The organism is Staphylococcus sp. HMSC055A09, assembly GCF_001809655.1.
GTDB lineage: Bacteria > Bacillota > Bacilli > Staphylococcales > Staphylococcaceae > Staphylococcus > Staphylococcus capitis.
This window is the reverse complement of record NZ_KV798369.1, coordinates 790,084-815,515: the sequence shown is the minus strand read 5'-3', so window position 1 is coordinate 815,515 and position 25,432 is coordinate 790,084. Positions and strand designations below refer to the sequence as shown.

23 protein-coding genes and 1 pseudogene are annotated in these 25,432 nt (G+C 31.9%); 13 read left to right on the top strand and 11 right to left on the bottom strand.

Going from position 1 to position 25,432, the window contains the following annotated elements:
* Positions 1-16: 16 nt before the first annotated feature.
* The 4 genes from HMPREF2642_RS09420 to HMPREF2642_RS09405 all read left to right on the top strand — a co-directional run bounded on the left by HMPREF2642_RS09420 (position 17) and on the right by HMPREF2642_RS09405 (position 6,497).
* Positions 17-2,821: a 2-oxoglutarate dehydrogenase E1 component gene (locus tag HMPREF2642_RS09420; protein WP_049428655.1), complete on the top strand. Its 2,805-nt coding sequence runs from the start codon at positions 17-19 to the stop codon at positions 2,819-2,821.
* Between the two features lie 17 nt (positions 2,822-2,838).
* Positions 2,839-4,113 (top strand): dihydrolipoyllysine-residue succinyltransferase, encoded by a 1,275-nt coding sequence (gene sucB / locus HMPREF2642_RS09415; RefSeq protein ID WP_049428653.1) that lies wholly within the window; start codon positions 2,839-2,841, stop codon positions 4,111-4,113.
* 205 nt (positions 4,114-4,318) lie between these two features.
* Positions 4,319-5,518, top strand: coding sequence for a Fic family protein (locus HMPREF2642_RS09410; protein ID WP_228116333.1), 1,200 nt, complete (start codon positions 4,319-4,321; stop codon positions 5,516-5,518).
* Between the two features lie 148 nt (positions 5,519-5,666).
* Positions 5,667-6,497, top strand: coding sequence for an ATP-binding cassette domain-containing protein (locus HMPREF2642_RS09405; RefSeq protein WP_070597808.1), 831 nt, complete (start codon positions 5,667-5,669; stop codon positions 6,495-6,497).
* A 734-nt stretch (positions 6,498-7,231) separates the two neighbouring features.
* Here HMPREF2642_RS09405 and HMPREF2642_RS09395 read toward each other — a convergent pair.
* Complete coding sequence (locus HMPREF2642_RS09395; protein ID WP_002433919.1) at positions 7,232-7,405, bottom strand: hypothetical protein; 174 nt, start codon at positions 7,403-7,405, stop codon at positions 7,232-7,234.
* A 199-nt stretch (positions 7,406-7,604) separates the two neighbouring features.
* On the opposite strand from HMPREF2642_RS09395, the gene HMPREF2642_RS09390 reads away from it, so the two are divergent.
* From HMPREF2642_RS09390 to brnQ, 5 genes are all read left to right on the top strand, one after another.
* The gene (locus tag HMPREF2642_RS09390) at positions 7,605-8,414 is read left to right on the top strand and encodes a VOC family protein (protein ID WP_049428645.1); all 810 of its coding nucleotides are present in this window, start codon (positions 7,605-7,607) and stop codon (positions 8,412-8,414) included.
* Positions 8,415-8,442: 28 nt separating this feature from the next.
* Positions 8,443-8,646: a DUF6501 family protein gene (locus tag HMPREF2642_RS09385; protein WP_002453229.1), complete on the top strand. Its 204-nt coding sequence runs from the start codon at positions 8,443-8,445 to the stop codon at positions 8,644-8,646.
* A gap of 111 nt (positions 8,647-8,757) precedes the next feature.
* Positions 8,758-9,549, top strand: a complete 792-nt coding sequence (locus HMPREF2642_RS09380; protein ID WP_070597807.1) for an ATP-binding protein — start codon at positions 8,758-8,760, stop codon at positions 9,547-9,549.
* A gap of 12 nt (positions 9,550-9,561) precedes the next feature.
* Positions 9,562-11,451, top strand: coding sequence for a vWA domain-containing protein (locus tag HMPREF2642_RS09375; protein WP_049428640.1), 1,890 nt, complete (start codon positions 9,562-9,564; stop codon positions 11,449-11,451).
* Between the two features lie 194 nt (positions 11,452-11,645).
* Positions 11,646-13,001 carry a branched-chain amino acid-like transporter carrier protein BrnQ3 gene (gene brnQ / locus HMPREF2642_RS09370; protein WP_049428639.1) on the top strand — a complete coding sequence of 452 codons (1,356 nt, stop codon included), beginning with the start codon at positions 11,646-11,648 and terminating at the stop codon, positions 12,999-13,001.
* Positions 13,002-13,080: 79 nt separating this feature from the next.
* On the opposite strand, the gene HMPREF2642_RS09365 is transcribed toward brnQ, so the two are convergent.
* Genes HMPREF2642_RS09365 through HMPREF2642_RS09355 form a run of 3 tightly spaced genes read right to left on the bottom strand, consistent with a single transcriptional unit; the run spans position 13,081 to position 15,158 of the window.
* A complete protein-coding gene (locus HMPREF2642_RS09365) occupies positions 13,081-14,214 on the bottom strand; it encodes a toxic anion resistance protein (protein WP_070597877.1) in 1,134 nt (377 codons plus the stop codon).
* A 22-nt stretch (positions 14,215-14,236) separates the two neighbouring features.
* Positions 14,237-14,863, bottom strand: coding sequence for a 5-bromo-4-chloroindolyl phosphate hydrolysis family protein (locus tag HMPREF2642_RS09360; RefSeq protein ID WP_023350290.1), 627 nt, complete (start codon positions 14,861-14,863; stop codon positions 14,237-14,239).
* Positions 14,864-14,888: 25 nt separating this feature from the next.
* The gene (locus HMPREF2642_RS09355) at positions 14,889-15,158 is read right to left on the bottom strand and encodes an acylphosphatase (protein ID WP_049428637.1); all 270 of its coding nucleotides are present in this window, start codon (positions 15,156-15,158) and stop codon (positions 14,889-14,891) included.
* 159 nt (positions 15,159-15,317) lie between these two features.
* Between HMPREF2642_RS09355 and msaA the strand changes: the two genes are divergently transcribed.
* The 4 genes and pseudogenes from msaA to HMPREF2642_RS09335 all read left to right on the top strand — a co-directional run bounded on the left by msaA (position 15,318) and on the right by HMPREF2642_RS09335 (position 18,213).
* Complete coding sequence (gene msaA, locus HMPREF2642_RS09350; RefSeq protein WP_002433682.1) at positions 15,318-15,626, top strand: regulatory protein MsaA; 309 nt, start codon at positions 15,318-15,320, stop codon at positions 15,624-15,626.
* A gap of 182 nt (positions 15,627-15,808) precedes the next feature.
* Entirely contained in the window at positions 15,809-16,009 is a 201-nt protein-coding gene (gene cspA / locus HMPREF2642_RS09345; RefSeq protein WP_002433901.1) for a cold shock protein CspA, read from the top strand.
* 592 nt (positions 16,010-16,601) lie between these two features.
* Positions 16,602-17,455: pseudogene (locus HMPREF2642_RS09340) on the top strand (ATP-binding cassette domain-containing protein).
* 8 nt (positions 17,456-17,463) lie between these two features.
* Positions 17,464-18,213, top strand: a complete 750-nt coding sequence (locus HMPREF2642_RS09335; RefSeq protein WP_049428635.1) for an ABC transporter permease — start codon at positions 17,464-17,466, stop codon at positions 18,211-18,213.
* A gap of 136 nt (positions 18,214-18,349) precedes the next feature.
* Here the strand turns inward: HMPREF2642_RS09335 and lysA are convergent, their stop codons facing one another.
* The 7 genes from lysA to HMPREF2642_RS09300 form a co-directional block, all read right to left on the bottom strand.
* A complete protein-coding gene (gene lysA / locus HMPREF2642_RS09330; RefSeq protein ID WP_002453221.1) occupies positions 18,350-19,615 on the bottom strand; it encodes a diaminopimelate decarboxylase in 1,266 nt (421 codons plus the stop codon).
* A complete protein-coding gene (locus HMPREF2642_RS09325; RefSeq protein ID WP_002453220.1) occupies positions 19,616-20,692 on the bottom strand; it encodes an alanine racemase in 1,077 nt (358 codons plus the stop codon).
* 5 nt (positions 20,693-20,697) lie between these two features.
* On the bottom strand, positions 20,698-21,849 hold the full coding sequence (locus HMPREF2642_RS09320) for an amidohydrolase (protein ID WP_049428632.1): 1,152 nt from the start codon (positions 21,847-21,849) through the stop codon (positions 20,698-20,700).
* A gap of 179 nt (positions 21,850-22,028) precedes the next feature.
* Positions 22,029-22,748, bottom strand: a complete 720-nt coding sequence (dapD, locus tag HMPREF2642_RS09315) for a 2,3,4,5-tetrahydropyridine-2,6-dicarboxylate N-acetyltransferase (protein ID WP_037549025.1) — start codon at positions 22,746-22,748, stop codon at positions 22,029-22,031.
* Positions 22,749-22,774: 26 nt separating this feature from the next.
* Positions 22,775-23,500 (bottom strand): 4-hydroxy-tetrahydrodipicolinate reductase, encoded by a 726-nt coding sequence (dapB, locus tag HMPREF2642_RS09310; RefSeq protein ID WP_049428630.1) that lies wholly within the window; start codon positions 23,498-23,500, stop codon positions 22,775-22,777.
* Complete coding sequence (dapA, locus tag HMPREF2642_RS09305; protein WP_002433548.1) at positions 23,500-24,384, bottom strand: 4-hydroxy-tetrahydrodipicolinate synthase; 885 nt, start codon at positions 24,382-24,384, stop codon at positions 23,500-23,502. Before dapA ends, dapB begins: the two co-directional genes overlap by 1 nt.
* Entirely contained in the window at positions 24,368-25,375 is a 1,008-nt protein-coding gene (locus HMPREF2642_RS09300) for an aspartate-semialdehyde dehydrogenase (RefSeq protein WP_070597806.1), read from the bottom strand. Before HMPREF2642_RS09300 ends, dapA begins: the two co-directional genes overlap by 17 nt.
* Positions 25,376-25,432: the final 57 nt, after the last annotated feature.

Genomic DNA, 25,432 nt, shown 5'->3' with positions numbered 1-25,432 from the left:
TGTGGAGGGTGTAAAAATGACTAAGGACAAAAAAGAAGTTACAGAGGCACCTGTAAACTTCGGTGCAAATCTCGGTTTAATGCTAGATTTGTATGATGATTACCTACAAGATCCATCATCAGTTCCAGAAGATTTACAAGTCTTATTTAGTACAATTAAAACAGGTGAAGCTCATGTCGAGGCTAAACCGGCCACTGGAGGAAGTGGTTCACAAGCGGGAGATAGCACTATTAAACGTGTAATGCGCTTAATTGATAACATTCGACAATACGGACATTTAAAAGCAGGCATATATCCAGTTAATCCTCCAGAGCGTAAACATGTCCCTAAATTAGGAATTGAAGATTTTGATTTAGATCAACAAACTTTGGAACAAATATCAGCTGGTATTGTATCAGAACACTTTGAAGATATTTATGACAATGCCTATGAAGCGATAGTTCGTATGGAAAAACGCTATAAAGGGCCAATTGCTTTTGAGTACACTCACATTAATAACAACAAAGAGCGAGTTTGGTTGAAAAGACGTATCGAAATGCCTTATAAAGCGAATTTAAACAATAATCAGAAAAAAGAACTTTTCAAAAAATTAGCACATGTTGAAGGATTTGAAAAATACTTACACAAAAACTTTGTAGGTGCAAAACGTTTCTCAATTGAAGGGGTAGACACGTTAGTACCAATGCTTCAGCATACAATTACTTTAGCGGGTAACGAGGGAATTAAAAATATACAAATCGGTATGGCTCACCGTGGTCGTTTAAACGTATTAACTCACGTACTTGAGAAACCATACGAAATGATGATTTCAGAATTCATGCATACAGATCCGATGAAATTCTTACCAGAAGACGGTAGCTTAGAACTTACTTCAGGTTGGACTGGAGACGTAAAATATCACTTAGGTGGCGTGAAGACAACTGATTCTTATGGCACTGAACAACGTATTTCTTTAGCTAACAACCCAAGTCACTTGGAAATTGTTGCTCCAGTTGTTGAAGGTAGAACACGTGCTGCACAAGATGAGACGCATCAAGCAGGTTCTCCTTCAACTGATTTCCATAAAGCCATGCCAATTATCATTCATGGTGATGCTGCTTACCCAGGACAAGGTATTAACTTTGAAACAATGAACTTAGGTAGCTTAAAAGGGTATACTACTGGTGGTTCATTACACATTATTACTAATAATAGAATTGGCTTCACAACTGAACCTACTGACGGCCGTTCAACAACATATTCTACTGACGTTGCAAAAGGGTACGATGTTCCAATCTTGCACGTTAATGCAGATGATGTTGAAGCAACAATTGAAGCGATTGATATCGCGATGGAATTCCGTAAAGAGTTCCATAAAGACGTTGTTATCGATTTAGTTGGTTATCGTCGTTATGGTCATAATGAAATGGATGAGCCTTCAATTACAAACCCAGTTCCTTACCATAATATTCGTAAACATGAATCAGTTGAATTGCTTTATGGTAAAAAGTTAGTTGAAGACGGCATCATTTCTGAAGACGAAATGAATGACGTTATTGATAGTGTTCAAAAAGAAATGCGTGCAGCGCATGATAAAATTGATAAGTCTGATAAGATGGATAATCCAGACATGGAAAAACCTGAGTCACTTCAATTGCCATTGCAAAGTGATGACAAAGACTTCTCATTTGATCACTTAAAAGAAATTAATGACGCTATGCTAACTTATCCTGAAGATTTCCACGTTCTTAAAAAATTGAACAAAGTACTTGAAAAACGTAGAGAACCATTTGAAAAAGAAGGCGGCTTAGTTGATTGGGCTCAAGCAGAACAACTTGCCTTTGCAACTATTTTACAAGATGGCACTTCAATTCGTTTAACTGGTCAAGATAGTGAACGTGGTACTTTCAGTCATAGACACGCTGTGTTGCATGATGAAGAGAATGGCGACACATACACTCCATTACATCATGTCCCAAATCAGCAAGCGACGTTTGATATTCACAACTCACCGCTTTCTGAAGCAGCAGTTGTTGGGTTCGAATATGGCTATAATGTTGAAAATAAAAATAGCTTTAACATTTGGGAAGCACAATACGGTGACTTCTCTAACATGGCACAAATGATTTTTGATAACTTCTTATCTAGTTCTCGTGCCAAATGGGGAGAACGTTCAGGCTTAACATTATTCTTACCTCATTCATATGAAGGTCAAGGTGCTGAACACTCTTCAGCTCGTTTAGAGAGATTCTTACAACTTGCCGCTGAAAATAACAGCACAGTAGTGAACTTATCTAGCTCAAGTAACTACTTCCACTTATTACGTGCTCAAGCAGCAAGTCTTGATTCTCAAGAAATGAGACCATTAATCGTCATGTCACCGAAAAGTATATTGCGTAATAAAACTGTTGCTAAACCTATCGATGAATTTACTTCTGGTGGTTTTAAACCTATTATCACCGAAGAACATGATGCAGAAAAAGTTAAGAAAGTGATTTTAGCTTCAGGTAAAATGTTTATAGACTTAAAAGAACATTTAGAGAAAAATCCAGACGAATCTACTTTAATTGTTGCAATTGAGAGATTATATCCATTCCCTGAAGAAGAAATTCAAGAAGTACTTGAATCATTACCAAATCTTGAAGAAGTATCATGGGTTCAAGAAGAGCCTAAAAACCAAGGTGCATGGTTATTCGTTTATCCTTATCTTAGAGCACTTGTTGCTGATAGATATGACCTTAGCTATCATGGTAGAATACAAAGGGCAGCACCTGCTGAAGGTGATGGAGAAATTCATAAACTTGTTCAAAACAGAATTATTGAAAGTAGCATTAATAATTAACTAGGGGGAAATAAAGTATGCCAGAGGTAAAAGTTCCAGAATTAGCTGAATCAATCACAGAAGGTACCATTGCAGAATGGTTAAAAAACGTTGGAGATAGCGTCGATAAAGGTGAAGCTATCTTAGAATTAGAAACAGATAAAGTTAACGTTGAAGTAGTTTCAGAGGAAGCAGGCGTACTATCTGAACAATTAGCTGAAGAAGGAGATACAGTTGAAGTAGGTCAAGCTGTAGCCGTAGTTGGTGAAGGCAGTGGCAACGCATCAAGTGGTTCTTCAAATGAAACTCCACAAAAAGAAGAATCTAAAGATGCTAGCGAATCTCAAGATAAATCACAACAATCACAATCATCTTCAGATAATAAACTAGACGACCAAGATAGCAGTAATCAACGTGTAAATGCTACACCTTCTGCTCGTCGTCATGCACGCGAAAACGGTGTTAATTTAAGCGAAGTTTCTGGTAAAGGAAATGACGTTTTAAGAAAAGACGACGTTGATAACAGTCAAAAACAAGCTAGCCAACCATCTCAAAGCGAAAGCAAATCACAAAATAGTGGCTCTAAAAAATCTAACGATAATCCGTCTAAGCCAGTTATACGTGAGAAAATGTCTCGTCGTAAGAAAACTGCTGCTAAAAAATTATTAGAAGTGTCAAACCAAACAGCAATGTTAACTACATTCAATGAAGTTGACATGACTAATGTTATGGAATTACGTAAACGTAAAAAAGAACAATTTATGAAGGATCATGACGGTACTAAACTTGGTTTCATGTCATTCTTCACTAAAGCAGCAGTCGCAGCGCTTAAGAAATATCCAGAAGTTAACGCTGAAATTGACGGCGAAGATATGATTACAAAACAATTCTATGATATCGGTATTGCCGTATCTACTGATGATGGTTTATTAGTACCATTCGTTAGAGATTGTGATAAGAAAAACTTTGCTGAAATTGAACAAGAAATTGCGAACTTAGCAGTTAAAGCACGTGATAAAAAATTAGGCCTAGACGATATGGTTAATGGTTCATTTACTATCACTAATGGTGGAATCTTCGGTTCAATGATGAGTACACCAATTATCAACGGTAGCCAAGCTGCTATCTTAGGTATGCACTCAATCATTACTCGACCAATTGCAATTGACAAAGATACTATCGAAAATCGTCCAATGATGTACTTAGCGTTAAGCTATGACCACAGAATCATTGATGGTAAAGAAGCAGTTGGATTCTTAAAAACAATCAAAGAATTAATTGAAAATCCAGAAGATTTACTACTAGAATCATAATTCTGAACTTAATACAATCTATTAATACTCATACAACGGTGTTTGACACCGTTGTATTTTTTTTAGCTATTTTATATTTCATTTCGAGTTTTACTTCAACATAGAATAAAAGTTTAGCATTTCAAAATATAATTATAGTATCAGACTAATTTAAGCGATAGAATTATATGAAACTATAACTTATGAGGTGATCATTTTGGAGTTAATGTATAAATATTTTTATAAGTTTCCTAAAGATCATGAGAACGAATATCAGAAAAGATTAGAATCACCTAATTTGGAAGTTTTAGATCTTAAAATTAAGCCCTATAAACATAATGAATACTTTAATTTATATTATGTTCCTACATCAGAAATAATAAATTTAGTTTCTTCGATTGAAAAGAATAACTCGAATTTAATGAAATTAACGAACAACTTACCGAATGTAGCTACTGAGTCACTACACCAAGATATCATCGTTAATGAATTGTATTCCACTAATCAAATAGAAGGTATTAAAAGTAATAAACAAGAAATTGTGCGAAGTATGAGAGAATTTAAGGCAAATCCTAAAAAAGATATAAGGTTTAAAAATATGTTAAATTCTTATTTTGGTATACTACATGGGAAAAATAACCTTCCTGAAGTACCAAAAGATATTAAGACAATTTATGAGATGATTGCAGATGAAGAAGTCAATCCTGAAGATGAACCCGATGGCGAGTTATTTAGAAATAATTCAGTGAGTGTTGTTACCTCTACAAATAAAGTTATTCATGAAGGTATTACTCCGCATAGTAAAATTGTAAATCACATGCAATCATTATTAAATTTCTTAAATATGCCTAATAGAATCATTCCTATTATAAAAATTGCTATATCACATTATTATTTTGGTTATATTCATCCGTTTTACGATGGAAATGGACGTACATCACGCTTTATGAATAGTTTGTACTTAAGCAAAGAATATGATGAGTTAACAGCAATTTCACTATCAAGCATGATAGAAAATAATAAAAAAACATACTATGATATGTTTGACAAAACGAATAGTGTAATAAATAAAGGCGAACTCAATTACTTTATTAACAACTTTTTAAGCTTTATAAAAGAGGGGCAAGAAAATTTAATTGAAGATTTAGAAATTAAAAAAACTCAATTAGACTACGCTAACAAAAAAATTAATGGAGACTCTAAACTAACAACTTTATCTGAAAAACATAAAATTATAATGTTCATTCTTGCTCAAATTCAATATTTTTCTTCAGAGGATTATATAACGGTACAAGAGCTTTCAAAATATTTAAATACTACGAGTCAAACAACAAGAAAGTTATTAAATGATTTAATTTTTGTAAATATTGTTGAAAAAATAGGGGAACGTCCTGTAATGTATAAAGCCATTGAGGGATATTTCTAATTAAATTGCATACTTTTTTTGGTTGTACAACGTCGTTAAACGTCGTTGTATTTTTTACTTGAATATAACTTAAGTATGATTAAGTTTATTATGATTAATGCTAAGATATATAGAAATAAAGATAAGTCACAATTATTGGGAGTTTAATATGTCTTATAACATAATAGAAGGGCATCATATAACTAAGAAGATAAATAATCATATGATTATCCATAATATAAATTTCAATATTCCTAAGAATTCAATAACTTTAATCGAGGGACATAATGGTTCTGGAAAAAGTATCACTTTAAAAATAATTACTGGATTAATTAATCATTATGAAGGATCATTATTCATTTCGGGAAGTGTCAGTTATGCAATAGATGTTTTTCCTGGAAACTTAAATTTAACTATCAGGGAATATTTGAGATTCTTATCAAAATTTAACTCATATAAACAGTCAAGAAAGCAAGTTCATTATTTTATCGAACATTTAAATCTTACTCCATTTTTAAATCGTAAATTAAAAGACTGTTCTAAAGGTACTAAGCAGAAAGTAAATATTATACAATGCCTCACTAAAAGTGCAGACATATATATATTAGATGAACCATTTTCTGGATTAGATCAAGAGACAACAGATTTTCTATTAAAATATTTAGCTGAGTTAAAATTATCTGCTACTGTTATCATGACTTCTCATGAATTTCATCATCACAACCATATCATCACTCATACGTTGAATATTGAGACCGGTAAATTTCGTAATCTCAAAGTAGAAAATAATCTTTCTAATACTGCTGCTAAAGTTATAGTAATTAACTATGATTCAAATATTACTAAACGCTTAACTAATTATAAAAATATCACAAACATCTATACTGAAAACAATAAGGTGTATATAAAAACGCATCAGCAACATTTAAATGAATTGCTAATGCAATTAATTACTCATCAGTGCGAGATCATTGAAATTAAGGATGTGATCCACTTTTGATTGCTTTTATACAATATCAGTTTAAAAATTACTTGCGCTCATACCAATTTATACCTCCAATGATGATTTTTGTAATTTGGATTATTCTTCAATATTTATATAATGAACAACCTATATTATCTAGCTATGCATCTAGCTGTTTAGGATTATTTATCATTACATGTTGGTTAACATTAAATATATTAAATTTAGAGTCATTAAATGAAAAATACTTATTATTTATACAACTAGAATCTAAACTCAAATATCTCATAGTTAAATGGTTATTTATATTTTTAATTAATTGTGTATTAATTGTATTTTCAATAATATATCCGTTACTATTAGGTAGTTTCAAAAATCACATTTATTTTAAACAGGGTGTATTAGCCATATTTTTGCATCTTATTGTATGTATGATATGTATTTTAATTTCCACTTTAATTAAAAATCTTAATGTGATTTCTAAAAAATACATGTGGTTGCTTATTAGTCTAATTGGAGTGGTAAGTATATTACGTCCGATTTTAATACAATCCTATCCATTTATAAAATATATTTTATGGCTTATACCACCAATAGGTGATTTAATAAAGTTGTATCATTCTGACAACCCCAATTATGATGTGCTTTTATTACTAACTTTATGGACGTTAATATACATTATCATTTTATTCATACTCAATCTCATCATCTTTTCTAAATTAGATCAAAATCAAACGTCCTAACCAAATAGGTTAGGACGCTATTATTAATTATCGAGCTAGGAATATGATTTCAATAATTGCAAGAATGACACAAACAATAAATGCAATTGTGAAATATTTAAAACTAGACTTCTGCTTATTATTTAAATTAGTAAATACTTGTATACCTGAATAAACAGCTATTAAAACTGTAATCGCAAATATTATCCACAAATTAGACATATGTACGCCTCCTTATACATGTCATTTATTATATTTTAATATATACAAATATTTTATCCAATGCGAAATGATAACTTTCAAATTAATGACAATACTGAATCATAAATTAACTCATATAGAATGAGGGTTCATCATATTCATTCGCATTAAAATACGTTATAATAAGGATTGTAAAGACAAAAACTAGGGGTGTCAGTTTATGAGCGGACTTAGAAGTGTCACTATAGGAACAAGTGACCTGTCTAAAACGAAAGAACTTTTTGGAAATATTCTAGGATTACAATATTCCGATAAAAATGAAAATGCTTTAAGATTTGGAGATGCTAACTTAAGTCCAGGTACTCGCATTCACTTTGTTGAAATTTCTAATAAGGACTATAGCAATCAACATATTGATAGCATAGGACTACGTACACCATCTGATTTAGGGCTAGATGAATATCAAAACATACTTTCAAATCATAATATTAATTATAGCTCATTTACTGAACTCAATGGCAATAAACATTTTAGTTTTGAAGATGATAATCATCAAACTTATGATATCTACTCCAATGAACACAATACTGGAGTCGGGCTAGGTATGCCATCTTTTGATAGTTCTGTAAATCCTCTTCACCAAATTCAAGGTTTAGGACCAGTTATTCTTAAAGTCAATGAATTATCAATCACTACATCAATTTTAACGAGAGTATTTGGATTAGATTTATTTGCTGAATATCTACCAAGTGAAGATGCTAATGAAAATATCCAAGTTTTCAAAATTGGAGAAGGTGGCTTAGGCGGAGAATTACACCTATACCAAGCACATGAGGAAATACAACTTTCAGAGTATGGACCAGTTGAACAAGTTGAATTTTCTACACATCACCGAAATGAATTTGTTCAAGCCAAAGAACAATTAGATGAAATAGGAATACCGTATCAAACCTTGGAACAAGAAGAATCTGAATCGTTAAGAATCACCGAAAGTAGTGGTATTTCATTTATTTTCACCCTTGAAAAGTAAATCATTTTAAATAGAGGAAGGTTATACAATGTTACATGAAACTTGGAAAGAACGTACACCTATTAAAAAGGTAGAAGTTACGAATACAGATGCGAAGAAATTTACAGTTGCTGATATGCTGACTGTAGGTAAACAATATGATGTTGTTAATGAAACCGAAGAGTATTATCAAATCGTTGATAATTCTGGTTTAGTAGGTGGCTATTATAAAGATTACTTCAAAGAAGTTTAAGTTTTATTACGTAAAGTAACAGTACGTGTATTTAATTATTAATAAGACTAAGACAGGTCAATAATGACTTAATTGTCTTAGTCTCTTTTTATACATAAAGGACGGGAAATTATGACTAAATCAATTTATAAAAATTCTGATGAATCAGTATTTAAAGATGCGAAAGTTCTATTTGAATTAAATAAAAATATTTTACTTAAGGGACCTACAGGTTCAGGAAAAACAAAACTTGCTGAAACGTTAAGCGATGAAGTTAGACGTCCAATGCATCAGGTTAACTGTTCTGTCGATTTAGATACTGAAAGTTTGCTTGGATTTAAGACAATTCAAACTAACGAAGAGGGGCAACAAGAAATTGTCTTCATTGATGGGCCTGTAATTAAAGCTATGAAACAAGGACATATTTTATATATCGATGAAATTAATATGGCTAAACCAGAAACGCTTCCGATTCTTAATGGTGTCTTAGACTATCGCCGTCAAATTACTAATCCATATACAGGTGAGGTCATTAAAGCTGCACCTGGCTTCAATGTGATAGCAGCAATTAATGAAGGTTACGTAGGCACATTACCAATGAATGAGGCACTTAAAAACCGTTTTATCGTTATAGAAGTAGATTATATAGATGGACATATTTTAAAGACTGTTATAAAAGAACAAAGTCGATTACAGGATGACAAAGTAATTGAACAAATCATTAAATTTAATGAGGACTTAAGAACAATGACTAAACAAGGACAATTTTCTGAGGAAGCTGCTAGTATTCGTGTCCTCATAGATTTAAGTGATTTAGCTACAGTGATTCCAATCGAACGTGCAATTAAAAGAACAATTATCGATAAATTAGAAGATGAGCGTGAACAACAAGCAATTATTAATGCGATTGAGTTAAATTTTTAAAGAGGGATACTTATGAGTGATCGTTTTATAAAATTCAACGATGAACAGTTAGATGCTAAGCAGGTAATGATGTTACAAGACTTAGCTCGTCTATTATTAAAAGATGAACAAACACAAGTGAAAATACAAAAGTTTCCTTTTTACAATCCTTTCAGCAATACCCTAATCACAAGTTGGTTTTGGTCACACCGTCCGCATCACATTGAGCAAGCCGGCTTAAAAACTGATGTTTTACTCGCTGCATATGGATATCAACATATAGATATAGACATTGTTAATCATGTTTTACATAATGATGATTTTCATCATACTAAATTTTTCCATCAATTATTTAAGTTACTTGAAGATGTACGTATTCTCGAACTTATTCGAAAAGAACGTCCTAGCACTGCTAAGTATATAGATCTACGCTTGGATACTCGGTTAGCTTTTACTGATTCACAAATTAATGTTTATAAAACTAAAACTGTATTCACTGATTTGCTATTTCTCAATTTAGAACGTGCTTTTCTTAGTCAAAACTTCTATGACGTACCATCAATTCATCCGACATTTGATGATGTACTAGTGAATATGTATCAGTATTTGCCAAATATTTTCCAAAACAAAACCTCAGAAGATAACATGTATCTGGCTGAACGTATGATGTATCAGGTAGATGATTTGCTTAAAGAAGATATGTTAAATGAATATTATTATTTACCTCAAAAACTGTATGAAGACATTCAAGCAACCACCTTTGAGGACTTGAAAAGAACTGACGCGAGTAATACAGATGGTAACGATAAACATCAATCTGAAGAAGATGCTGAAACAGCTGAAGCTGAAACTAAAGCAGCGGATAGCGAAACTAAAGGTGGCGCTTACTTAGAGATGGAACTTCACGAGGGAGAAAACAGCGAAGTGATAGCTGATAATGATACTGCTCGTGAAGGGGATTCCACAGACGATATAACAGATATGATGACTAAGAAAGGCAAGGGCTCTCAGAACACTTTAGACCATGATGAAGGTGGTTTCATAGGTCAGAATCAAGCATTTGCACTAGAAGGAATTAATAAAAATGTAAAAGTTGAATGGAAGGTTCCAAACATCCAACCGCAACATATTTTAGACTATCAACATTCTAAAAATGATGTTCAATTTGAAATCAAGGATCTTATTCAAATCATTAAAAAGACAATCGATAGAGAGCATCAAGATGAACGTCATAATCTAACTAAAGGGCGTCTTCAAAAAGATTTAATCAATTGGTTTATCGATGATCAATATAAATTATTTTATAAAAAGCAGGATTTAAGTAAAACATTTGATGCAACGTTCACATTGTTAGTTGATGCGTCTGCAAGCATGCACGATAAAATGGATGAGACCATTAAGGGCGTTGTACTATTCCATGAAACTTTGAAATCGTTAAACATTAAACACGAAATTTTAGCTTTTAATGAGGATGCATTCGAAGCAGATGATCGTGAACAACCAAATATTATAGATGAAATTATCAATTATAATTATTCAATTTTTGAAAAAGAAGGCCCACGTATCATGTCTTTAGAACCTCAAGATGATAATCGTGATGGTGTAGCTATTCGGATAGCTAGTGAAAGACTACTACAACGTAGTCATCAACAACGTTTTTTAATTGTATTTTCGGATGGAGAACCATCTGCATTTAACTATAGCCAAGATGGCATCATAGATACGTATGAAGCCGTAGAAACTGCTCGTAAATTTGGTATTGAAGTCTTTAATGTATTTCTGAGTCAAGAAGCTATTACTGAAGATATTGAACAAACGATTCATAATATTTATGGACAATTCTCAATATTTGTAGAAGGCGTTGAACACTTACCAAGCCTTTTATCTCCATTATTGAAGAAACTTTTACTTAAATCATTTTAATAATCACACTAATTAAACATCAAAATTAATTGTATGTATTTAATAGTTGATAAATGGCATTCAACCATATATTTTAAATAATTACCAATTAAATTTGTATAAGTTTTTAAATTTTCTGAAATTATATAGACTTATAATTCCTGATTATGATAGAATGTTTAATGTTGCATTATTAGATAAAAAGGAGCAGCATTATGAATAAAAACACTTGGATTATAGGTTTTACTTTGTTCGCTATGTTTTTTGGCGCAGGGAACCTTATTTTTCCAACGAATCTAGGCCTTGATAGTGGACATTTCCTTTGGCCAGCTATACTCGCATTCGCACTAACTGGTATTGGTTTACCATTACTAGGTGTCGTTGTTGGGGCACTAGATCATCAAGGATATATCGGTGCTTTTAATAAAATTTCACCAAAATTCTCTTTAATCTTTTTAATTGTTATCTATTTAACAATAGGACCTTTGTTCGCGATTCCGCGTACAGCTTCGACTTCATTTGAAATGACTGTCACGCCAATCGCTAATACTAATGGGAATATAGCATTATTAATTTTCACTATTATTTACTTCTTAATTGTGCTTTATTTATGTCTTAATCCTAATAAAATGATAGATCGCATTGGTTCATTGTTAACTCCATTGTTATTAATAACTATATTAGCTATGATTATAAAAGGATTTATAGACTTTGGAAGTAATGCTCCCGGAGAAGGTAATACAAAATTATTCCATTCAAGTTTTTCCGGTTTTTCACAAGGGTTTACTCAAGGTTATTTAACAATGGATGCAATCGCTGCAATTGCATTTTCAATGATTGTTGTTAACGCTATTAAAGCTACCGGAATTAAACATTCTGATAAAATATTTAAGCAAACAGTGATTGCAGGACTTATTGCTGCTACAGCTTTAATCTTTATATATATTTCATTAGGATTTATTGGAAATCATATGCATATTACTTCAGGAAAGATGAAAGAACTCACTGCTAATGATCAAAATATTGGTACATACTTACTAACTACTATGGCTGCGAAGGGATTTGGTACCTTCGGTAAATATTTATTAGGAATTATCGTTGCATTAGCTTGTATAACTACAGCTTGTGGTCTTATTGTTTCAGTAAGTCAATATTTCCACAGAGTTTTCCCTAAAATTTCTTATAAAGTTTATGTAATATTATTTACATTAATAAGCTTTATCATAGCCAATCAAGGATTAAATTCAGTTATATCTATGTCAGTACCTGTATTAAGTATTGTATATCCAATAGCTATAACAGTTGTTTTACTAATATTAGTGGCTCGATTTATACCGACGAAACCAATTGCGCAACAAATTCCATTGCTTATTGTTGCAATAGAATCTATATTAAGTCTTATTACTACTCAAGGATGGTTTAAAATTTCATTTATAGACCATTTACCACTTAAACAGCATTCACTTGAATGGTTTCCAATCGCGGTAATAGCAACCATCTTTGGTTATATTATTTCATATTTCGTTAAACAAGATTTTATAGTTTATCAAAAAGAAGATAATAACAACTAAAACTTAAATATATATAAAGGCACTCGTACCATAAGTGATTTTAACCATCACTAAAGAATACGAGTGCCTTTTTCAATTATTATTCTTTTCTCATTGACAATAGATGTTGCTTCAAGTCGTTTTCTAAGCCATTAAGCTCTTTTTCAGCTGCTTGTCGCTTTTGACGACCATCTTGTTGGATTTGTAATGTCTGTTCAATTGTTTCTATAATGTCATTTTGAGTTGTTTTCAGAGTCTCAATATCAACGATGCCACGCTCATTTTCAGTGGCAGTTTCAATAGCGTTTTGCTTTAACATTGAAGCATTTTGAGTGAGTAAATCATTTGTAGTATCTGTTACGGCACGCTGTGCTGAAACTGCATTACGTTGTCTCATTAAGGTTAAGGCAATTGCCATTTGATTTTTCCATAAAGGAATACTTGTGAGAATTGAACTTTGAATTTTTTCAGCTAATGCTTGATTCACGTTTTGAATCATACGAATTTGTGGAGCTGTTTGAATAGCAATTTGTCTAGACAATTGTAAGTCATAAATACGTTTATCTAAACGATCTACAAATTGTTCCATATCCGCCACAGCTTGAATATCCATTTGATTTCCTGAGTTATGAGCTTTCTCTTGTAGTTCAGGTATTGTTTCAGATTGAATCTGTTGTTTCTTACGTTGTGCAGCAGCAATATATAAAGTTACATCGTCAAAGTATTTTTTATTTTGATCATATAAACCGTCTAATAATTCAACATCTTTAGTTAGATTCCCTTTATGTTTGTCTAGTTGAATCGTAATACGATCAATTTGAGAGCTTACTGATTGCATTCTTGAAAAGACTTCATTAATTGAAACTTTTGTTCTTCTAAATATACGTTTAAGTTTAGATTGTTTATTTGGATCTAAATCATTAGGATTAACTGACTTTAATTTGCCCATTAATTGACTTAATGAATCTCCAACAGGCCCCATATCTTTAGATTGAACTTCATCTAGCATTTGATGTGAAAATTGAGACATACTTTGTTGTAAGTTAGTACCAAACTGTAATAAGCCATCATGGTCTAAAAGCTTTATTTGTTGACTAATTGTTTCTATTTTTTTCTTGTCCTCATCACTAAATTGAGGGTTGAAGTCTTGAGCTACTGTAGGATTAGTATTTGTATTATCTTCAATATATTGATCGAGTGGATGTGATTGATTGCTATTAATTTTATGCGTCATCTCATTCATCTCTCCATTTCTCTTATACATCTTTGCGACGTTCTTGTTCTAATTTGTTTAATTCCATTTCAACATCTAATCGTTCATAATCTTCTTCATTTAATCTTTTTAAATCAGCAATTAGTGTACGTTTAACTTCATCTAGAGTAATACGCGTCTGTTCTAGTTTTTGTTTTTCTTCTTTTGATTTACGTGGCATCCTTGAAAGGCGAGTATAAGAATCTACTAGATTCAGAGCATTATCTAGATGAGAATAGAAGAAACCCTCTACTTTGAAAAACATACCCGGACGTTGTTTGATACTTGTATATATAGAACGTGATATACGGTAAATATCATTAACTTGTCTAAAATCTTTTATAGATCTGATGTTCATAAATGATTTTAAAATAGTTCTAATTTTTAATTGAGCTTGATTAAGCTGAGTTCTAACATATCTATAATCTCTACGTGACAATCCGATTTCATTAAGATATTTGCGTGAAGTAAGCCTTTGAGTAGGGAAGTACGATAATAGAAAACCACCTGCACCAACGATAGCATCAATCAGGAATGATAAATCCCATGCGAAAACAGTAACCATCCAAACAATAAATGCTACTGGTATGCCTACTAACACTCCAAATAAACGTGAAATGTTATATCTCAAATGTCATCTTCCTTTATATTAAAGTCTATATAGTTTTAAATTCTGTTAATGAGTCATCAATATCTAGATTTTTAATATTATAATCGGATACTGATGACGCAGGTGAAGCACCTTTAATTACAGATTGAATAAATTGTTCTAATTCCTTATCTTCACCTTGAGCATATATTTCTACATAATCGTCAACATTTTGGACTGTACCTTTAATGTGATATTGGTTAGCAATGCGTTCAGTATAATATCTGAAGCCCACACCTTGAACAGTTCCAAAAATTTGAATATGTTTACGTTCCATAATATCACCTCATAACTTCATTATACGTACTTTAGTTGTAAAAAACTAATATTTGCTATATGATTTATCGGCCAAAAGTATGAGCCTTGAAACTTGATTTTGAATTCTGAAAAGTTACAATTAAGTTTAAAGGTTTAACCGTGGAAGGGGATTTTAAACATGTGGACAGTTGCAAAAATGAGAGCTGACTACGAAGGTTGGTGGCTATTTAGTGATTGGCCTGAAAGAGTTATCGAAACACTAAACTTCAACACATACGAAGAAATGCTTGAAAAATACACAAAACTTCTTCAAGACTGTAAGGATTGTTTCGATAATTATGTAGTAGGTAAACATAACATTTATGCTTTCTATAACAACTGTGACTTAAATTTTTGCGAAGATTGCGATGAAGATTTACAAATATTTTATAGTTTTATTATTTTAAAAAATAATGAGGTTTATTTTAATCTTCCAAAAATTGATTAAATGATAATTTTCTATAATTGTATTGCAATTTAGCTATGACTAAACTATAATGATTATTAAGCAATTGTTTTATTCCATATTGCAAAGAATATTTGGATTTATCATACATATAAGCACACGTATTTTTTGTAATATGCGAATAACGCATATTGAAAGAATTTAGTCTTGGAGGTTTCAGAAATATGAAACAAGGTACAGTTAAATGGTTTAACGCTGAAAAAGGTTTCGGCTTCATCGAAGTTGAAGGAGAAAACGACGTATTCGTACATTTCTCAGCAATCAACCAAGATGGTTACAAATCATTAGAAGAAGGTCAATCAGTTGAATTTGAAGTAGTTGAAGGCGATCGCGGTCCTCAAGCTGCAAACGTTGTTAAACTATAATAAATAGATTATAATTATTGACTTTAACTAACACCTTACCAAGATGTAGGGTGTTTTTTTATATCAATACATACAGTAGCTCAGAAAGAAATTGATGTTAATTTCTTTCTTTTTTTATGCACAAAAAGAAACAAAACTTCTTTACAATAATATAGTCTGCAATATATTTTTTATTGATTTATTAATCCATTTTTTTATAATTTAAGTGATTAGTAGGAGAAAGGAGACAATATTATGCCAAATCCTTTTAAATTATTACAAGTTTCAATTGGTCGTTTTTATTTTGGTTACCGTGGTCGTTTCATTAAATGGTAAATCTTAAAATTGAAAATTTTAAGCTGATTAATTTATTCATATCAATAAGCATCATTATCATTAGTGTAATTGTATTAAATATAAGCATAGGTATAATAGCATACTTGAAGATATCTGAATATTCCGAATATTTATCGCTGAATCTTTCTATTATATTAAGTTTTATAATAATACCTACTTAATATGCTTGAATTATCTCAGATAATTTTCTTATTTTTTGTTTACTTAATGCCTCAATTGATTGTAGTTTTTATTAAACATAAAAGAGGTGAAAATAATGCTAGAATTTAAAAATGTATATAAATCTTTTAAGAAAAAAGAAGTATTATGTGATGTAAATTTCAAATTATCTGCAGTTGAGAAGGTGGGGCTTATAGGTTCAAATGGGGCTGGAAAATCAACATTAATGAAACTTATAGCTAAAACTCAATTACCATCTAAAGGAAATGTTTATTTCAACAATATGGATATACATAACTCTCACACTATGATTCGTTCATGATAGGACAAATATATTATCCTGAGCTAAATGCAAGGCAAAATATTGAAAATTATCTAAAGATTAATAATAAGATTAGCTATATGAACGAAATTCAATCAATACTTAATATAGTAGATTTAGAAAATAATGGAAAGAAAGTGAAAAATTATTCGTATGGAATGCAACAAAGGCTTTGTTTAGCTATATGTTTAATTACTCAACCAAAAGTAGCTGTATTAGATGAGCCATTTTTAGGTCTAGATCCGTTAGGCGTGAGAGAATTAAACAATATAATTGAAAAGTTTTCAAAAGAAAAAAACACTTTATTTTTAATATCTAGCCATCAGTTAAAAGAATTAGAAGGTCTTTGTGATAGATTTCTATTATTAGAAAACAGTAAAATTAAAGAAATTGACTTACAGAATAAAATAATCACTCAAAAGTTAATATTCAAGAATTCTATTAGCAATGCTTCGGAACTAAAAGCTAATTTCAAATTCATCAAAAGTATAGAGGACAATCTAATAACAATTATTAATAAGGATGAAGAAGTAAATCTTACAAATTTACTTGAATTAGTAGGTAAAAATCCCTTAATTAAAATAGAGAGTAATGACAATCTCTTATCTTCATATTTCTATAAAGAGTAGGTAATATTATGTTTAAATTTAACTTCTTATATATTTCAAAAATTCGTGCAACTTGGTTGCTTTACCTCATCGGACTTTATCCTCTTTTGATATTTCTAGCTGAATTACTTAATAGTAATTTCCTTTCATTATCAGCAACTCAAACAAATAGCGTAAGCTTTTTAGAACTATTTATCGCAATATATGACACCCAGCAAAAAGCAATGATATCACTTATAATTGTGGGATATTTAGCTTCATTACTATTTTATAGCGAAATTAGCACCGGAAGACTTTTATTTTACAAGGATCAAAGTCGTTACAAAATTTTTAATTCTAAATTAACATCTATTATTTCTAGTTATTTTATATTCTTATCCATTTTACTATTATCAACGTTAGTAGTTTATTTGTTTTATGTTAACAACCATCAATACTCCTCTCATTCTTTTATGTTAAATAACTATAAATTAAATCAAACTCTAATCTTAAATCTTCTTGGAATCTTTTTAACAGATTTATTCTTAATCTTTTATGTAGTTATTTTTTCTGTAAAATTTAATTCTGGGATAACTATAATCAGTATGATTTTATGTTATGTAGTCATAAAGCTTACAGACAATATTAATAAAATCAAGTTTTTTCCTTCAAATTTTACAAATTTAAATACCGATAAAGATTTCATTTTCAGCTTATTAGCAATGAGCACTATTACTGTTGTTTATATAATTATTTTTTATGTTTTAGCAATTACGATATTCAGGAAAATTCAATTTTAAATCTTGTTCATTTCAATAGAACTTAAAACGCCTTGGAAATGTTGAGACAACATCTATCCAAGGCGTTTTAAAATTCATCTTTCATTAAATTAAAATTATACTATAGTAGGTGAGTTTCGCTTGCTCATTTTTACTATCATTTCGTATCATTAATTATTAATTGTCTTAGTGACTGACGCTTTATCACTTCACGTGCTTTTCCATCTTTTAAGAAGAATACTGATGGCTTCTGCATTTGATTATAATTTGATGCCATTGAATAATGATATGCACCAGTTGATAAAATTGCTAAATAGTCTCCACGCTTAATAGAGGAGGGTAACTTAGCTTTTTTAATGATAATATCACCGGATTCACATAGTTTACCTGCAATCGTCACAGTATCATCTGCTTCCTCATTACGATTAACTAATAACGCTTGATATTTAGCATCATATAAGGCTGTACGGATATGATCGCTCATACCTCCATCAACTGAAACATATTTATTCACTTCAGGTATTTCCTTTATAGTACCGACCTCATATAAAGTAATTCCTGCTTCACCAACAATTGAACGACCAGGCTCTATACCAATTTCAGGCACTTCATAATTAAGTGAATGAGCAGTTTCTTTAATTGCATCAGCAATTTCTGCAATGCCTTCTTCAATAGGGAAACTTTCATCACCTTCAACATATTTGATACCGAAACCGCCACCTAAATTAAGTAATTCTACTTTGATTTCATTTTCAGATAACCAATGAAGCACAAGCTTAGCAGTTTCTATCATAGCTTCGGTACCTTCAATCTGAGACCCTACATGGAAGTGAACTCCTTTTAATTGTAAGTGTTTAGAAGCTTTTACTTTATTAATCGCTTCTAAAGCTAATCCATGTTTAATTGATAGACCAAACTTACTATCTTCTTGACCAGTTTGTATAAATTCGTGTGTATGTGCTTCCACGCCAGGATTAACACGTAATACGATATTCACTTCATCACTTGCATATTTATCAATTAAATCAATTTCTTCTAATGCATCTATAACAAAGTACCCGATATTATTTTCTAATGCGTATTGAATTTCTCGCTTAGTTTTATTATTACCGTGAAAGTGAATACGGTTTGCATCAAAACCAGCTTCTAGAGCAGTATAAAGTTCTCCTTCAGACACCACATCTAATTGTAAATCTTCTTCTTGCACTAATTTAACCATTTGAATACAAGTAAATGCTTTAGAAGCATAAGAAATATTATATTTTAAACCACTTTTCTCAAATGCACTATGATATCTGCGCATTTGATTACGAATTTGATCTTCATCATATACGATAGTAGGGGTACCAAAGCTTTGAGCTACAGTCTTTAAACTTGTACCTCCCATTGTTAATTCGCCATACTCATTATATTTGACTACCATTTATATGTACTCCTTTATTAGAGAATCATGATTCATAGCGCTTAATTGTTCAGAGTTTGCGCCCACACCTTTAAAAGTAAATTCATCGATGCGTATATCGTTATTATATAATACTACTTCATCTTGTGCATGAACTTCATCATCCACTTCAACAAACATATGACTCATCATTAGCGCTCTAATCGGATAACGTTTACCATTAATAATCGCCTCATGTTGAGCTCTGGATTTGAGGATGCCATCTCCATACCCAATATCAACCACTGCCAATTGTGTTTGATTCTTAGTAGCTTCATAAGCGAAGCTATATCCGCAATAATCTCCAGCATTAACTTCACGAACTTGAATCACATTACCTTTAACTGTCAAGGATTGTTGAATTTCAGATTCTTTTAATTTGCTATAAGGTCTAGAACCATAAAGTGCAATACCTACACGTGCATGGGTATGGTGAGGTAGGACTACTTGACCTTCACGATAAAAACTTGCACTATTTTGTGCATGTATCATATCAAATGAGTAACCTTCACCCAACAAAGTATTTAGAACATTTAACCATGCCTGTCTCTCAATATCATACTCTGGAACATCGAACTCATCAGCATATCCAAAGTGAGTCCATATACCAGAAATAATCATTTTGTTATCACTTTTATTTTGAGCATGATCTTCTAAAACTTCATGCAACTCTTCTAAATCTTTGAAACCTGAGCGATGTAAAAGATTTTCAAATTCTAAATGCACATGTATATTTCTTAAATCCTCTTTGTGTTCATAATAATAAGTTAAAGAGGGTAGTGTCATATGAATTTCATACTCTCTTACTGTATCAAATTCATACACAGCATTCATTAGAAATATAGTTGCATGAGGTGCGATTTCTCTCACACGGATAGCTTCTTTTAATGATGTTGTACTAAATGTTTGAATGCCTGCTTTTAAAAACTCTTTAACTGAAAATTCTAATCCATAATGATAAGCATTATTTTTTACTACTGCCATTATTGATTGTTCATTTCTAACTTTTACAGCATTCTGATAAAACACTTCTGTATCTACTGACCAAATTGCTGTCAATTGACTTACACCTCTTTGTAATTTCTTAATAATTCTTCATAATAATTTGCTACATCAATTAAAATCTTTTCATCAAAATTTAAATGAGAGGTATGCAAACCTGTAACATAACCTTTAGCTTTATTCTGAGTGCCTACAAATACAAAATATGCAGGAGCTAATTGTTGTCCATAAAAACTAAAATCTTCTCCAAATAAGAATGGGGTAGGTTTATCAATGACTTCTAGATTAGCCTTATTTAAGGCTTGTTCTACACTTTTCCGAAGTTCAGGACTATTCATAGTAGGAGGATAGCCTTCTTCAAATTTTACTTGGCAATCTACATTAAATAGTAATTGGACACTTTCTGCTATTTTATACATTTGTTGTTTAACCACAGTTAAGTCATCTACATCATACGTGCGTATTGTACCTTCAAGATAACCATGACTCGGTACTGTATTTATAGCTTCACCAGCTTCAAAATGTCCCATATGAACTATATTACGTTTTAAACCATTAAGATGGTACTGTTGTATTTGTCCTACTTGTGCTAAGACATGTTGTAACGCTTCACCACATGAATGACCTTGCTCTTTATCAGCCACATGACTTGATAAACCATTTAAATAAAAGCGATACTCAGTCGCACTTGCAGTGATTTCTTCATCACGAATCACTACTTTACCTTCTTCAGCGAACGGGTTCACATGAATACCAAATACTGCTTCGATAGGGTACTTTTCAAAGGCGCCTGCTCTAATTAAGCGATTAGCACCACCACCAGTTTCTTCAGCAGGCTGAAAGATAAACACAACATTGTGGGGAAGTTCACCTTTATCCGCCATCGCTTTGCAACGTTTTACAAATAACATTAATGCTGTTGTATGACCATCATGACCACATGCATGCATCACATTGTCCGTTTTACTTCGATAGTCGATATCATTTTCCTCAAATATTGGTAAAGCATCGATATCAGCACGAAATGCTATCGTATGATTACTTTGACCTTCTAAATACGCTATTGCTCCGGTTTCAAGAGGGCAATCATATTCAACGCCTAAATTATCAAGAAATTCTTTAATATACTTCGTTGTTTCGAACTCATGTAAACTTAATTCTGGATATTGATGTAAATGTCTTCTATGTTTTGTTACAAATTCTAATTCACTCATATTAATCATCCCTTATATGAAATTGTTTTAATTCATTATGTAATGATGACGCTTTTTTACTTAGTTATAATAAAAAGGTGAAACAAACGTGCGAACCTACATATAAGAGTGTTCAACATCATCATTTGCTTCAACCTTTAACATTCATTTATATGAAAATGATTAAAACATACAAGCTATTAATCATTTAACTTTCTTAAAGCTGAGACAATTTCACGTTTAGAGTCTTCAACTTCAGATGTTTGTTTAATTACTTTAGCAGGGGTACCTGCTACAACAGCACCAGCTGGAACATCTTGAGTTACAATAGCACCCGCAGCAACAATAGCACCTTCGCCAACGCGAACGCCTTCAAGAATAACTGCATTAGCACCAATTAAGACATTATCTTCGATTATCACTGGAGAGGCGCTAGGGGGCTCAATTACTCCAGCTAATACAGCACCTGCACCAACATGTACATTCTTACCAGTTGTTGCACGACCACCAAGCGTTGCGTTCATATCAACCATTGTACCTTCACCAACTACCGCACCAATATTTATTGTTGCGCCCATCATAACTACAGCACCATCTTCAATAATCGCTTGTTCACGAATGAATGCACCTGGTTCAATACGTGCGTTTGTGTTTGTTAAGTCTTTAAGCGGAATCGCTGAATTACGTCGATCCATTTCAATTTCTAAATCTTCAATTTTTGTTTGATTTTCTTCATAGAAGGGTTTCCAGTCATCCGCTTCACAAAAGATAACTTTAGAATGTTCTGATCCAAATACTTTAAAACTTTCTGGGAAAGTTACGCCTTCAAAATTACCATTCGCATAAACTTTTAAAGGTGTAGATTTTTTTGCATCACTGATATATTGAATAATCTCTTGAGCTGATAAATGTTGTACCATAATTTAAACCTCTCCTTTGTTTACTTTTATAAATTATCAAAAGTATAATATCCATTTTCTTTATGAATTAACTTTTCAGCGGCACCAATGGCACCATTTGCAAAAATGTCTTTAGATTGTGCTTTATGAGAAATAGTGATTGTCTCATCTGTGCCAGCGAATAAAATATCATGTTCACCAACGATTGTTCCTCCACGCACAGCATGAATACCAATTTCATCTTTCGTACGTTTCTCAGTATTCTCATGACGATCATATACTGGCGTTACTTGGTCTCTAAGTTCTTTGATCACATCATACAATTTAACTAATGTACCACTAGGAGCATCTACTTTCTTATTGTGATGAGCCTCAGTTAATTCAATGTCAAAATCTTGTAGTAGGGGTACGGCAGTTTCTAAAATCTTAGTAAGGGCGTGTATACCATAACTCATATTTGCACTAAAGAATACAGGCATATGTTGACCTAATGTTTGTAGCTTTTGAATGAGCGTATCTTTCTCACCAGTTGTAGCAATAACTAACGGTAAATTGAATGACTCATCTAGTAATGGTATTAATAATTCAGGGTTTGAAAAGTCAATCACTACATCAGCAACGTCTTGAGCTTCAACTATACTATTGTAATGCTTGTATGGTGTTGAATCTTTAGGAGTTCTATCTATGACTCCTACAATCTCATGATTTTTTTCTTCAGCTAGTCTAGCAACTCGTTGATTCATCGCTCCATAGCCTATAAGTAAAATCTTCATTAATGTTCACCTGCTTTAAACTGATCATAAGCTTGCTCTAATACATTACGCTCTGCGTCATCTAATGGGATAAGTGGTAATCTTAATTCATAATTACCAAAACCTAAATGTGCCGTTAGTGCTTTAATAGGAATAGGGTTAACATCCACAGATAATGAGTCTAATAATTGCCCAATAGGTTCAAATTGACTTGAAATATTTTCTCCACTTTGTTTAGCATCGTATAAATCTTGAAATTCTTGAGGGATAACATTTGCAATAACTGAGATAACACCTTTACCTCCACGTTGATAGAATTCAACAACATTGTCATCATTGCCACTATATAATGCAAATTCATCTTCATTAATGCGTTTTTTAACTTCTTCCATATAATCAAAGTCATTCGTCGCATCTTTAAGTGCAACAATGTAAGGGTTGTGACTTAATGTTTCAACAGTTTCTGCTTCAATCGTCATATTCGTCCGTGATGGTACGTTATAAAGTACAACCGGTAATTTTACTTCATTTGCGATAGTCTCAAAGTGTTTAATTAATCCTCGTTGGTTTGTTTTATTATAATAGGGCGTAATAAGCATCACTGCATCAGCACCAATTTCTTTAGCTCTTTTAGAGGCTTCAATTGATTTCTGAGTATTATTCGTACCAGTTCCAGCAATGATAGGTACACGTTTATCAACTAATTTAATTACAGTTTCAAGTACTTGTTCTTTTTCTTGATCTGTTAAAGTAGGGCTTTCAGCTGTTGTTCCATTAACTATAATCGCTTGTGTGTTATTTTCTAATAAAAATTTTACATGTCTTTCTAATGCGTCAAAATCAATTTCATTATTAGTAAATGGTGTAGCTAGAGCTACGCCAACGCCTTCAAACATGTGTGTCATATTTTCGTTCTCCTTTCATAGTTAAAACTTGCTCTAATACTTGAACTGCGTTTAATGCCGCACCTTTAAGTAAGTTGTCTGATGTACACCATACATGGAAAGTGTTATCTAATGAATCATCTCTACGAATACGGCCTACAAAGACTTCGTCTTTACCTGTAGAGTGAATTGCTAATGGGTATTCATTGTTTTCAGGATTATCTACAAGTACAACTCTGCTATCTTGGTCGAAAAGGTTTTGGATATCTTTAACGTTAGCTTCTCTATCTAAAGTAACGTCAATTTCAATGCTGTGACTGTCTTGCACTGGTACACGTACACAAGTAGCTGTAACTTTCAGGTCTTTATCGTTTAAAATTTTTCTTGTTTCATCAATCATTTTTTGCTCTTCTTTGGTGTAGCCATTTTCAAGAAAAACATCAATATGTGGTAACACATTATTATAAATAGGGTGAGGGTACGCTTCAGGAGCTTTTCCATTAGGCCCCTCAGATAAATCTCTTTTACCCTTGATACCTGAGCCTGAAACTGCTTGATATGTTGTATAAGCAACACGTTTTAAGCCATATGCATCTTGTAAAATTTTAAGTGGCACTACGGATTGAATTGTTGAACAGTTAGGATTAGCAATAATGCCACGAGTTAGTTTAGGTTCATTCACTTCGGGAACAATTAAATCTACATCTTCGGTCATTCTCCATTGACTAGAGTTATCAATGACGATAGCACCTGCTTGTTCAAATAGTGGGGCGAAATGTTCACTTGTACCTCCACCAGCACTCATTAACACGTAGTCGAAGTGTTCACTTGCTGCTTCATCTGTTAACTCTTGAACAGTATATGTTTGTCCTTGGAATTCTACTTCCTTACCCGCTGAACGCGCTGAAGAAAAGAGTACTAATTCATCGAAAGGAATATTCTTACGATCCAATGTTTCTAACATTTTTGTTCCTACTAATCCTGTTGCTCCGGCTACTGCTAATCTTGTCATAATAAAGTCACTCCATTTGTAATATTGTTAATTTTAAGAAAATTCTTTATAAATATA

Coding starts and splice junctions, on each gene's coding strand:
- HMPREF2642_RS09395 (WP_002433919.1), bottom strand. CDS start 7,405: ATGTCTAATTTGTGGATAATATTTGCGATTACAGTTTTAATAGCTGTT.
- dapB (WP_049428630.1), bottom strand. CDS start 23,500: ATGAAGATTTTACTTATAGGCTATGGAGCGATGAATCAACGAGTTGCT.
- sucB (WP_049428653.1), top strand. CDS start 2,839: ATGCCAGAGGTAAAAGTTCCAGAATTAGCTGAATCAATCACAGAAGGT.
- HMPREF2642_RS09365 (WP_070597877.1), bottom strand. CDS start 14,214: ATGACGCATAAAATTAATAGCAATCAATCACATCCACTCGATCAATAT.
- HMPREF2642_RS09320 (WP_049428632.1), bottom strand. CDS start 21,849: ATGAGTGAATTAGAATTTGTAACAAAACATAGAAGACATTTACATCAA.
- HMPREF2642_RS09335 (WP_049428635.1), top strand. CDS start 17,464: ATGTTTAAATTTAACTTCTTATATATTTCAAAAATTCGTGCAACTTGG.
- HMPREF2642_RS09420 (WP_049428655.1), top strand. CDS start 17: ATGACTAAGGACAAAAAAGAAGTTACAGAGGCACCTGTAAACTTCGGT.
- dapD (WP_037549025.1), bottom strand. CDS start 22,748: ATGGTACAACATTTATCAGCTCAAGAGATTATTCAATATATCAGTGAT.
- brnQ (WP_049428639.1), top strand. CDS start 11,646: ATGAATAAAAACACTTGGATTATAGGTTTTACTTTGTTCGCTATGTTT.
- HMPREF2642_RS09405 (WP_070597808.1), top strand. CDS start 5,667: ATGTCTTATAACATAATAGAAGGGCATCATATAACTAAGAAGATAAAT.
- HMPREF2642_RS09300 (WP_070597806.1), bottom strand. CDS start 25,375: ATGACAAGATTAGCAGTAGCCGGAGCAACAGGATTAGTAGGAACAAAA.
- cspA (WP_002433901.1), top strand. CDS start 15,809: ATGAAACAAGGTACAGTTAAATGGTTTAACGCTGAAAAAGGTTTCGGC.
- HMPREF2642_RS09355 (WP_049428637.1), bottom strand. CDS start 15,158: ATGGAACGTAAACATATTCAAATTTTTGGAACTGTTCAAGGTGTGGGC.
- dapA (WP_002433548.1), bottom strand. CDS start 24,384: ATGACACACATGTTTGAAGGCGTTGGCGTAGCTCTAGCTACACCATTT.
- msaA (WP_002433682.1), top strand. CDS start 15,318: ATGTGGACAGTTGCAAAAATGAGAGCTGACTACGAAGGTTGGTGGCTA.
- HMPREF2642_RS09385 (WP_002453229.1), top strand. CDS start 8,443: ATGTTACATGAAACTTGGAAAGAACGTACACCTATTAAAAAGGTAGAA.
- HMPREF2642_RS09390 (WP_049428645.1), top strand. CDS start 7,605: ATGAGCGGACTTAGAAGTGTCACTATAGGAACAAGTGACCTGTCTAAA.
- HMPREF2642_RS09380 (WP_070597807.1), top strand. CDS start 8,758: ATGACTAAATCAATTTATAAAAATTCTGATGAATCAGTATTTAAAGAT.
- HMPREF2642_RS09375 (WP_049428640.1), top strand. CDS start 9,562: ATGAGTGATCGTTTTATAAAATTCAACGATGAACAGTTAGATGCTAAG.
- lysA (WP_002453221.1), bottom strand. CDS start 19,615: ATGGTAGTCAAATATAATGAGTATGGCGAATTAACAATGGGAGGTACA.
- HMPREF2642_RS09410 (WP_228116333.1), top strand. CDS start 4,319: ATGTATAAATATTTTTATAAGTTTCCTAAAGATCATGAGAACGAATAT.